General features: G+C 39.5%; 9 protein-coding genes. All 9 read left to right on the top strand.

From position 1 onward, the window contains the following. Positions 1 to 29: 29 nt before the first annotated feature. The 9 genes from HCX62_RS05195 (at position 30) to rbfA (ending at position 11,567) form a co-directional block, all read left to right on the top strand. Positions 30 to 1,736, top strand: coding sequence for a proline--tRNA ligase (locus HCX62_RS05195; RefSeq protein WP_185637425.1), 1,707 nt, complete (start codon positions 30 to 32; stop codon positions 1,734 to 1,736). Positions 1,737 to 1,841: 105 nt separating this feature from the next. Next, positions 1,842 to 6,173, top strand: a complete 4,332-nt coding sequence (locus tag HCX62_RS05200) for a PolC-type DNA polymerase III (RefSeq protein WP_185637427.1) — start codon at positions 1,842 to 1,844, stop codon at positions 6,171 to 6,173. 181 nt (positions 6,174 to 6,354) lie between these two features. Next, the gene (gene rimP, locus HCX62_RS05205; RefSeq protein ID WP_003732818.1) at positions 6,355 to 6,822 is read left to right on the top strand and encodes a ribosome maturation factor RimP; all 468 of its coding nucleotides are present in this window, start codon (positions 6,355 to 6,357) and stop codon (positions 6,820 to 6,822) included. A 29-nt stretch (positions 6,823 to 6,851) separates the two neighbouring features. Beyond that, complete coding sequence (gene nusA / locus HCX62_RS05210) at positions 6,852 to 7,970, top strand: transcription termination factor NusA (RefSeq protein WP_185637429.1); 1,119 nt, start codon at positions 6,852 to 6,854, stop codon at positions 7,968 to 7,970. A gap of 14 nt (positions 7,971 to 7,984) precedes the next feature. Then, positions 7,985 to 8,269: an RNase P modulator RnpM gene (gene rnpM, locus HCX62_RS05215; RefSeq protein ID WP_185637431.1), complete on the top strand. Its 285-nt coding sequence runs from the start codon at positions 7,985 to 7,987 to the stop codon at positions 8,267 to 8,269. Beyond that, the gene (locus HCX62_RS05220; RefSeq protein WP_003722455.1) at positions 8,262 to 8,561 is read left to right on the top strand and encodes a YlxQ family RNA-binding protein; all 300 of its coding nucleotides are present in this window, start codon (positions 8,262 to 8,264) and stop codon (positions 8,559 to 8,561) included. Before rnpM ends, HCX62_RS05220 begins: the two co-directional genes overlap by 8 nt. A 22-nt stretch (positions 8,562 to 8,583) precedes the next feature. Then, positions 8,584 to 10,932 (top strand): translation initiation factor IF-2, encoded by a 2,349-nt coding sequence (gene infB, locus HCX62_RS05225; protein WP_185637433.1) that lies wholly within the window; start codon positions 8,584 to 8,586, stop codon positions 10,930 to 10,932. Beyond that, positions 10,929 to 11,207 (top strand): DUF503 domain-containing protein, encoded by a 279-nt coding sequence (locus tag HCX62_RS05230; RefSeq protein WP_008947707.1) that lies wholly within the window; start codon positions 10,929 to 10,931, stop codon positions 11,205 to 11,207. Before infB ends, HCX62_RS05230 begins: the two co-directional genes overlap by 4 nt. Positions 11,208 to 11,222: 15 nt before the next feature. After that, on the top strand, positions 11,223 to 11,567 hold the full coding sequence (gene rbfA, locus HCX62_RS05235; RefSeq protein WP_185637435.1) for a 30S ribosome-binding factor RbfA: 345 nt from the start codon (positions 11,223 to 11,225) through the stop codon (positions 11,565 to 11,567). Positions 11,568 to 11,624 lie beyond the last annotated feature (57 nt).

Raw genomic sequence — 11,624 nt, forward strand, 5'->3', positions numbered from 1 at the left:
ACTAATAAAGGGAAAAAGGGGTGTTTTAAATGCGTCAAACGATGACATTTATACCAACATTAAAAGAAGTTCCAGCTGATGCAGAAGTAAAGAGTCACCAATTACTTCTTCGCGCTGGTTTTATAAGACAAACGGCTAGTGGGATTTATAGTTATTTACCACTTGCAACATTGATGTTACGCAAAATCGAAACAATTATCCGTGAAGAATTAGAAGCAATTGGCGCTGCGGAATTGTTAATGCCTGCGCTTCAACCTGCGGAACTTTGGCAAGAGTCTGGTCGTTGGAATGATTACGGCCCAGAATTAATGCGTCTAAAAGATCGCGCTTCTCGTGACTTTGCACTTGGACCTACTCACGAGGAAGTTATTACGGCACTTTTACGAGATGAAATTAAATCATATAAACGCTTGCCGCTTACTTTATACCAAATTCAAACGAAATTCCGTGATGAAAAACGTCCGCGCTTCGGTTTATTACGTGGCCGCGAATTTATTATGAAAGATGCTTATTCTTTCCACGCAACAAGTGAAAGTTTGGATGAAGTGTATGAATTAATGCACCAAGCGTATTCGAATATCTTTACTCGTTGTGGACTTGAATTCCGTTCGGTTATTGCGGATTCTGGTTCTATCGGTGGGAATGAATCAAAAGAATTTATGGCGTTATCTGATATTGGTGAAGATACAATTGCTTATAGTGACGCTTCAGACTACGCAGCAAACACAGAAATGGCTCCAGTTTTATACATGGAGAAAAAATCGCATGAGCTGGAGAAAGAGTTGGAAAAAGTTGCCACTCCGGATCAAAAATCGATTGGAGATATTGTTGAATTTTTAGAAGTTCCAATTGAAAAAACAATGAAGTCGATGCTTTATCAAGTAGATGAAGAAGTCATTATGGTGCTTGTTCGCGGCGACCATGAAGTAAATGATATTAAAATCAAAAATGCATTAGATGCGACCAACGTAGAGTTAGTAGATCCAGCTGTTGCTGTTGAATTACTAGGAGCTAATTTTGGTTCGCTAGGCCCAATCGGTGTTCCTGAAAAAACACGTGTATTTGCGGATAATGCTGTAAAAGATATTGTTAATGCGGTAGCTGGTGCAAACGAAGATGGTTTCCATTATATCAATGTAAATCCAGATCGTGATTTCACCGTAACTAGCTATTTTGATTTACGGATGATTCAAGTAGGCGATTTATCTCCTGATGGTCAAGGCGTAATCAAATTTGCAGAAGGTATCGAAGTTGGTCATATTTTCAAACTTGGTACTAAATATAGCCAAGCGATGAATGCGACAGTTTTAGATGAAAATGGTCGTGCGCAGCCAATTATCATGGGTTGTTATGGAATCGGAGTATCTCGTATTTTATCTGCCATTGCTGAACAATCAAATGATGAAAATGGCTTTGTATGGGATAAACAAATCAGTCCGTTCGATTTACATTTAATTCCTGTTAACATGAAGAGCGAAGAGCAAGTTGCTTTTGCAGAAACGCTTTACACATCATTACAAGAAGCTGGGTTTAGTGTATTGATTGATGATCGTGCTGAACGTGCGGGTGTTAAATTTGCAGATGCTGATTTAATCGGCTTACCAATCCGTATTACAGTAGGGAAAAAAGCAGCAGAAGGTGTCGTTGAAGTGAAAATCAGAAAAACTGGCGAAATGATTGAAGTTCGTCAAGATGAATTACTAAACACGCTACCTATTCTCTTTGGAAATAAATAATTTATTGAGCAATTCGTGCCAGATGAAACTCCACTCGTTCCTATGAAAACGGGTCATGAGGGACATCTGGCTTTTATAAATTTGAATGAAGGGGTGTTATTCGGAATGACTGCAAAAGAGGAAGAAAAACAAGAACGATTTCAGCTGTTAATGACACAAATCGGTTTACAAGATGTAACGACATACGAGGAATTTACAAAAGAAGCTAAAATCGAAAAGCTCGTTGCCGACAAGAAAAATAAAACATGGCAGTTTCATTTACATGTTCCGCAAATTTTTCCAGCAGCACTTTTCCATATGATGGATGTAGGGATGAAGCGCGCATTTAGTCAAATTGCGGAAACCGAAATGCAAATAGTTCCAGAAAACCAAACAATCAATGAAACACTCATTCAAGATTATTGGAACTTAATCGTAGAGCCAATTGGCAAGCAGTCACCGATGATTGGAAAACTTTTAATGGAACAAAAACCTACGTTTAAAGCGCCACATTTTATTGAATTAGCTGTTCATAATGATATGGAAGAAGCAACTATCCAACAACGTTTTCAAGCGAAAATTATTGAAAGCTATGGAAAAGCTGGTTTTCCACGTTTAGCAATGAAAATGCATATGCTCGACCAATCAGAAACAGAAGAATATAAAGCTTTTGCTCAGGCCAAACAAGAAGAAGATCAGAAAAAAGCGGCAGAAGCTGTTCAAGTTATGCAAAAACGCCAAGCTGAAGGACAAAGTGGAGGCGGGGCAGCTCCACTTACTGGTCCATTCCAAATTGGTTACAAAATTAAAGATGACGAAGAAGTCAAACGTCTTGGCGATATTTATGATGAAGAGCGTCGTATCACTGTCCAAGGTTTAATTTTCGCAACGGAAATTAGAGAACTGCGCAGTGGTCGTAGCTTGTTACAATTTAAAATTACCGACTATACAAGTTCGATGATTATAAAAATGTTCTCTCGTGACAATGAAGATGCTGCGATGTTCCAGAATTTGAAAAAAGGCATGTGGGTTAAAGTACGAGGAAGCGTTCAAAATGATACTTTTGTGCGCGACTTAATTATGATGGCGCAAGATGTCAATGAAATTGCCGGAGTGAAGCGCCTTGATACTGCCGAAGAAAAACGGGCCGAACTACATCTCCATTCGCCAATGAGTCAAATGGATGCTACTTCTTCTGTGGATGCGCTTTTCAAACAAGCAGCAGATTGGGGTCACAAAGCGATTGCGATTACCGATCACTCTGTCGCGCAATCATTCCCGGAAGCATACGGAGCGGGTCAAAAATATGGTTTAAAAGTTATTTTTGGTATTGAAGCCAATCTAATAGATGATGGTGTTCCGATTGCGTATAACGACCAACATATCGCCTTACAAGATGCAACTTACTGTGTATTTGACGTTGAGACCACTGGTTTATCGGCCGTTTATGATACGATTATCGAGCTTGCGGGCGTAAAAATGAAAAATGGGGAAATTATTGATAAATTTGAAGCATTTATCGATCCAGGTCATCCACTTTCTGCAACTACCATCAATCTAACGGGTATTACAGATGATATGGTTAAAGGCTCCGATCCTATTGACGTTGTTTTAAAACGATTCAAGGAATGGAGCGGCGACGATATCCTTGTAGCCCACAATGCCTCTTTTGATATGGGCTTTATTAATACCGCTTATGAAAAAGTGGGACTGGAAAAAGCAGAAAATGCAGTTGTCGATACGTTAGAATTGGCGCGCTTTTTATATCCGCATTTTAAAAATCACCGCTTAAATACATTAACGAAAAAATTCAATATTATTCTTGAGCAACATCACCGGGCTGTTTTTGATGCCGAAGCAACGGCGTATTTAGCTTGGAAATTAATTAAAGATGCGAAAGAAATGCACGACATCGATTTCCACGATTCTTTAAATGATTATATGGGAGAAGGCGACGCATACAAACGTGCGCGACCATTCCATGCAACAATTTATGCTCAGACAGCTGTCGGTTTAAAAAATCTATTTAAATTAATTACGATGTCTAACATCAATTATTTTTATCGTGTGCCGCGAATTCCGCGCTCACAACTAAAGAAATTACGTGAAGGCTTAATTATCGGAACGGCATGTAGCCAAGGCGAATTATTTGAAGCAATGATGCAAAAAGGGATGCAAGCTGCTGAAAAAGTAGTGGAATTCTATGATTTCATTGAAGTGCAACCAAAACCAGTATATGCGCCACTTATTGAGCGGGAACTCGTTCGTGATGAAAAAGCTTTAGAAGAAATATTAAAAAATATTGTCCGTGTTGGCGAAAAAACTGGAAAACCAGTCGTGGCAACCGGAAATGTCCATTATAAAGATCCAGTCGATAAAATTTATCGCAAAATCTTAATTCATTCGCAAGGTGGCGCAAATCCGCTGAACCGAGCTGAATTACCAGATGTCCATTTCCGCACAACTGATGAAATGTTAAAAGAATTTGCTTTCCTTGGTGAAGAAAAAGCGAAAGAAATTGTTGTGACAAATCCTAATGTTGTTGTTGATTGGATAGAAGATTTAAAACCAATTAAAGACGAGCTATACACACCGAAAATCGAAGGCGCAGAAGACGAAGTTCGAGATATGAGTTATGCGATGGCGCACCAATTATACGGTGAAAATCTACCGGAAATCGTGGAAGCTAGACTAGAAAAAGAACTGAAAAGTATTATCGGACACGGGTTTGCGGTTATTTACCTTATTTCGCATAAACTCGTTAAGAAATCACTTGTAGACGGTTATTTAGTTGGCTCGCGTGGATCGGTTGGTTCCTCTTTCGTTGCGACAATGACGGAAATTACTGAAGTGAATCCACTACCGCCACATTATCTTTGCCCGAATTGTAAGGATTCTGAGTTCTTTGATGATGGTTCGATTGGTTCAGGTTTTGACTTACCTGATAAAGATTGCCCGCACTGCGGAACAGCTTACCGAAAAGAAGGACAAGATATTCCGTTTGAAACTTTCTTAGGATTTAAAGGGGATAAAGTACCCGATATCGATTTAAACTTCTCGGGTGATTATCAACCAGTAGCCCATGCCTATACGAAAGAAATTTTTGGGGAAGATTACGTTTTCCGCGCTGGTACGATTGGTACAGTAGCCGAGAAAACAGCCTTTGGTTATGTTCGGAATTATGAACGTGATATGAATATGACTATTCGCGGTGCTGAAATTGACCGACTTGTAGCTGGTTGTACTGGCGTTAAACGAACTACCGGACAACATCCAGGTGGTATTATCGTTATTCCAGATTACATGGATGTTTACGACTTCACACCAGTGCAGTTCCCGGCTGATGCGACGGACTCAGAATGGAAAACGACCCATTTTGATTTCCACTCGATTCATGATAACGTGCTAAAACTCGATATACTTGGGCACGATGATCCGACCGCTATCCGGATGTTACAGGATTTAAGCGGTATCGATCCAAAAACAATCCCAACCGACGATCCAGATGTAATGAAACTATTCGGTTCTACAGAGTCGCTTGGTGTAAAACCAGCAGATATCGACTCCAAAACCGGAACACTTGGAATTCCAGAGTTTGGGACACGTTTTGTACGACAAATGTTAGAACAAACGAAACCAACAACATTTTCTGAGCTAGTGCAAATTTCTGGTCTTTCCCACGGGACGGACGTTTGGCTTGGTAATGCCGAAGAATTAATCAAAAATAAAACATGCGAACTACCAGACGTAATTGGTTGTCGTGATGATATTATGGTATTCCTAATTTATCAAGGATTAGAAAGCTCATTAGCCTTTAAAATTATGGAATCTGTGCGTAAGGGGAAAGGCTTAACAGACGAAATGGAAGAAGCGATGATGGCGAATAAAGTGCCGCTTTGGTACATTGAGTCTTGTAAAAAAATTAAGTACATGTTCCCGAAAGCCCATGCTGCAGCCTACGTTTTAATGGCAGTGCGGATTGCTTATTTCAAAGTACATCACCCACTATTTTTCTACGCGACTTATTTCACCGTTCGTGCCGATGACTTCGATTTGACGTCCATGGTAAACGGGAAAGAAGCTGTAAAAGCAACGATGAAAGAAGTGAATGATAAAGGCTTAGAAGCTTCAACAAAAGAGAAAAACTTATTAACTGTTCTAGAAATCGCGAACGAAATGCTTGCTCGTGGTTTCCATTTCCAAAAAGTTGATTTGTATAAATCGTCTGCGGATGAATTCTTAATTGATGGTGATTCACTTATTCCGCCATTTAATGCGATTCCGAGTCTTGGGACAAACGTAGCAAAACAAATTGTTGCTGCGCGGGAAAACGGTGAATTCTTATCCAAAGAAGACTTACAACAACGCGGGAAAGTATCAAAAACGATTATTCAGTACATGGATGATCAAGGATGCTTAGAAGGATTGCCCGATCAAAATCAGTTGTCGCTGTTCTAAAAATGGGCAAAACTTGCTTGTAGTCACAATTTGTGATAAACTTATTTAAGAAATACTACGATAACTCAGCCAAGCGTGGGCCAATGCCCACGCTTTCGTTTTGCAAATCTGTCAAAGAGTCACCTGTGGCAGAAGTAGGGGACGAATTAGCTGGAAAAGCGTATCTCTTAAGGAGGCTGAAATGAGTAAAGTACTAGAACAAGTAGAAGCGATTGTTGCGCCAATCACGGATGAACTTCAATTGGAACTCGTAGACATTGCCTTTGAAAAAGAAGGGCCAAATTGGTTTTTACGAATTTTTATTGATAAAGATGGTGGCGTAGATATTGATGAATGCGCAGCCGTGAGCGAAAAAGTTAGTGAAAAAATGGATGAAAATGATCCTATTACACAAAACTACTTTTTAGAAGTTTCATCACCAGGGGCTGAACGTCCACTGAAGAAAGAGCAAGATTTTGAAAATGCGGTTAGTAAATATGTCCACGTTACTTCTTACGAGCCAATTGATGGTCGTAAAATGTGGGAAGGCACGCTCGTTAGTTATGATGGCACGACACTTGTCATTACTATTACGGACAAAACACGCAAAATTACTTGTGAAATTCCTAAAGACAAAGTAGCAAAAGCAAGACTCGCAATTCAATTTTAAAAAGCAAAGAATAAGGAGCTGAATAAAAAATGAGCACAGAATTATTAGATGCTCTTCATGTGTTAGAACATGATAAAGGTATTTCAAGAGAGGTTTTAGTGGAAGCAATTGAAGCTGCTCTTACATCTGCATATAAAAGAAACTTCAAAGATGCACAAAACGTACGCGTAGATTTAAATATGGAAAACGGTTCTATCCGTGTTTTAGCTAGAAAAGAAGCGGTAGAACAAGTATTTGACTCTCGCCTTGAAATTTCGATGGAAGAAGCACACAAACTGAACCCTGTATATCAACCTGGTGATGTTGTTGAGCTTGAAGTAACTCCAAAAGATTTCGGACGTATTGCTGCTCAAACAGCGAAACAAGTTGTTACGCAACGTGTTCGTGAAGCAGAGCGTGGCATCATTTACGATGAGTTTATCGACCGTGAAGATGACATTATGACAGGTATCGTTGAACGTCAAGATTCTCGTTTTATCTATGTAAACTTAGGTAAAATCGAAGCTATTTTGTCTCAAAACGAACAAATGCCAAACGAAACATACCATGCACATGATCGCATCAAAGTATATTTAACAAAAGTAGAAAAGACTACAAAAGGGCCACAAATATTTGTATCCCGTACACACCCTGGCTTACTTAAACGTCTTTTTGAAATGGAAGTACCGGAAATTTATGATGGTGTTGTAGAAATTAAATCTGTTGCACGTGAAGCAGGAGACCGTTCAAAAATCTCTGTTTACACAGCAAATGAAGAAGTTGACCCAGTTGGCGCATGTGTTGGACCAAAAGGCGCACGTGTACAAACTATCGTCAATGAACTTAAAGGTGAAAAAATCGATATCGTTGAATGGTCAGATGATCCTTTCACATTCGTTGCTAATGCACTTAGCCCTTCTAAAGTGTTAGATGTTATTGTTAACGAAGCAGACCAAGCAACCACTGTAATCGTACCAGATTATCAGTTATCATTAGCAATTGGTAAACGTGGTCAAAATGCCCGTTTAGCAGCGAAATTAACTGGTTGGAAAATTGATATTAAAAGTGAAACAGTTGCAACTGAACTAGGCATCTATCCACGTAATAACGTAGAAGCGCCTGAAGTTGAAGAAGCAGAGAGCGAAACTTTTACAGAAGATGAAGAGTAAAAAGGAGAATTATCATGCGTAATAAAAAAATCCCCCTTCGAAAATGTATTATTACCGGTGAACGCTTGCCAAAAGGCGAACTTCTTCGTATTGCGTATTCGAAAGACGGAGCGCTTACGATAGATCCTACAGGTAAAGCACCTGGACGCGGTTTTTACATCGTTAAACGTGTAGAAGCATGTGAAAAAGCGAAAAAGAAAAACGCTATTTTTCATCAACTAAAAATGCCAGAACAAGAGTCCTTTTACGATGAGCTAATCGCTTATGTGAAGTCTCTCGAGGAACCAACTAATGGATAAAAAAGCACTTTCCTTATTAGGCCTCGCGAACCGAGCACGTAAAATCACTACTGGTGAAGAATTAGTATTAAAAGCAGTTAGAAATGGGAAAGCAAAAATGGTTCTCATTTCAGAAGATATATCCGAAAAAACCGAGAAAACAATCCGCAACAAGTGTGAATACTATAATGTTGTCGTGAAAAAAGCCGGCACCCGGGAAATGATAGGGGGTGCAATCGGCAAAGATACACGTGCAATCGTTGCAATACTTGATAAAGGATTTGCTGTTAAATTAGCAGAATTACTCGGTTGAATCTTATACGGAGGTGTACGACATGAGTAAAGTTCGTGTATATGAATACGCAAAAGAACATCAAGTATCAAGCAAAAAAGTCATTGAAGCATTAAAAGGCTTAGGTATTGAAGTGGCCAACCATATGTCCACTATTAATGAAAATGCATTAAGACAATTAGATAATGCCGTTGATGGCACAAATAAAAAAGCCGAAGCACCAAAGAAAGAAACTACTAGCAACGAAAATGGAAATAGTAAGGGGCCAAACAAACCGAATATGACAAATAGTAATGAAAAGTCGAATAAACCAAATAAACCAGCAGGACAAGCTAATAAACCAGCAACTGCAAACAAAAGCCAAGGTGCAAAACCAGCAACAAACAAACCAGCAAACACAGGTAACCAAACGCAATCCAGCGGTAACCAACAACAAGCTGGTGGACAAAAACGTAACAACAATAACAACAGCAATCGTCCAGGCGGCGGCAACCCAAACCGTCCAGGCGGTAACAATCGTCCGAACCGTGGCGGCAATTTTAACAATAAAGGTCGTAACACGAAGAAAAAAGGTAAATTAAACCATAGTACAGTACCACCAACTCCGCCAAAACCAAAAGAACTTCCTGAAAAAATCGTTTTCAGCGAATCTCTAACAGTAGCGGAATTAGCGAAAAAATTATACAGAGAACCATCTGAACTTATCAAAAAATTATTTATGCTTGGCGTTGTTGCGACAATTAACCAATCATTAGATAAAGATGCAATCGAACTAATTTGTGACGACTACGGTGTACAAGTAGAAGAAGAAATTAAAGTCGATGTAACTGACTTAGATGTGTACTTTGAAAATGAACTAAATGAAGTGGTTGACGAGTCTAAACTTGTTGAACGCCCACCAGTTGTTACTATCATGGGACACGTTGACCATGGTAAAACAACATTACTAGATTCCCTTCGTAATACAAAAGTTACTTTAGGAGAAGCTGGTGGTATCACGCAACATATCGGTGCTTACCAATTAGAAATTCATGACAAAAAAATCACTTTCCTTGATACACCGGGACATGCTGCCTTTACAGCAATGCGTGCTCGTGGTGCGCAAATCACGGATATTACGATTTTAGTTGTTGCAGCAGACGATGGCGTTATGCCACAAACAATTGAAGCAATCAACCATGCGAAAGCTGCGGGAATGCCGATTATTGTTGCTGTCAACAAAATTGATAAACCACAAGCCAACCCAGACCGCGTAATGCAAGAATTAACTGAGTATGAATTAGTTCCAGAAGCATGGGGCGGCGATACCATTTTCGCACCTATCTCAGCTAAATTCGGTGAAGGTCTTGAAAACTTGTTAGATATGATTTTACTTGTTTCTGAAGTAGAAGAATTAAAAGCAAATCCAGACCGTCGTGCAATCGGTTCTGTTATCGAAGCAGAACTTGATAAAGGCCGTGGCCCAGTTGCGACTTTACTAGTACAAGACGGAACACTTAATATCGGGGACCCAATTGTTGTTGGTAACACATTTGGTCGTGTCCGTGCAATGGTCAATGATTTAGGCCGTCGTGTGAAAAAAGTGGGACCTAGTACACCAGTTGAAATCACTGGACTTAATGATGTACCGCAAGCTGGCGATCGCTTTGTTGTTTTTGAAGATGAAAAAACAGCAAGAAACATCGGGGAAACTCGTGCAAGTCGTGCGCTAGTAGCTCAACGTTCTGCAACAAATCGCGTAAGTTTAGACAACTTATTTGAACATATGAAAGCTGGCGAAATGAAAGAAGTTAACGTTATTATTAAAGCAGACGTTCAAGGTTCTGTAGAGGCTCTTGCCGCATCTCTTCGTAAAATTGATGTAGAAGGCGTTAACGTAAAAATCATTCATACTGCCGTTGGTGCAATCAATGAATCAGATATTACTTTAGCAGCAGCTTCAAATGCAATTGTTATTGGATTTAATGTTCGTCCAACAGCACAAGCGCGTGAAGCAGCAGAAAACGAAAGTGTAGATATTCGTTTACACCGTGTTATCTATAAAGCGATTGATGAAATTGAAGCAGCGATGAAAGGGATGCTTGATCCAGAATTCCAAGAAAAAATTATCGGTCAAGCGCAAGTTCGTCAAACAATCAATGTTTCTAAAGTGGGTACAATTGCCGGCTGTTACGTAACAGATGGTAAAATTACTCGTGATAGCGGCGTTCGTATTATCCGTGACGGAATTGTAGTCTTTGAAGGCGAAATTGCTACACTTAAACGCTTTAAAGATGATGCGAAAGAAGTTGCAAAAGGTTACGAATGTGGTATCACTGTACAAAACTTCAACGATATCAAAGAAGACGATGTAATTGAAGCGTACGTTATGGAAGAAATAGAAAGAAAATGATTCAATCAGTCATTAGTGAATTTTTCATGCAGGAGCCGCAAAACCTCAAAGAAAAACGCGCTATACTGAAACGAATTTTAACGAGAGCAAAACAAAAATTCAATATCTCCATTGCTGAAACGGATTATCAGGATTTATGGCAGCGAGCTGAAATAAGCTTTGCTGTCGTATCTTCCTCGCACATCCAAGCTGAAAAAGAAGCTAGAGAAGTACTTGCTTTTCTTGACTCTTTTCCAGAGTGGGAGCGTGCCGAGACGGTTACGGAGAAGTTATAAAAGAGGTGAATACACTTGAACGTACGAGCAAATCGTGTCAGTGAGCAAATGAAAAAAGAATTGGGCGATATTTTAAATCGTAAAATTAAAGACCCGCGCTTAGGTTTTGTAACCGTAACTGGAGTAGATGTTACTGGTGACTTACAAGAAGCTACGGTGTTCATTTCCATTCTTGGTACCGATAAGGAAAAAGAAAATACGTTACTCGCACTTGCGAAAGCGCATGGCTTTATCCGCTCCGAAATCGGTCGTCGTATTCGACTTCGTAAAGTTCCAGAAATGTCTTTTGAAATAGATAATTCCATCGCTTACGGAAATCGAATCGATGAATTGCTTCGCGACTTAAATAACGATCAATAATAAATAAAAGTTTAAGGCAATCCCTTTATCTTCTCAGTCAAACGGGATGTAAGTGGG

The organism is Listeria swaminathanii (genome assembly GCF_014229645.1).
Taxonomy (GTDB): domain Bacteria; phylum Bacillota; class Bacilli; order Lactobacillales; family Listeriaceae; genus Listeria; species Listeria swaminathanii.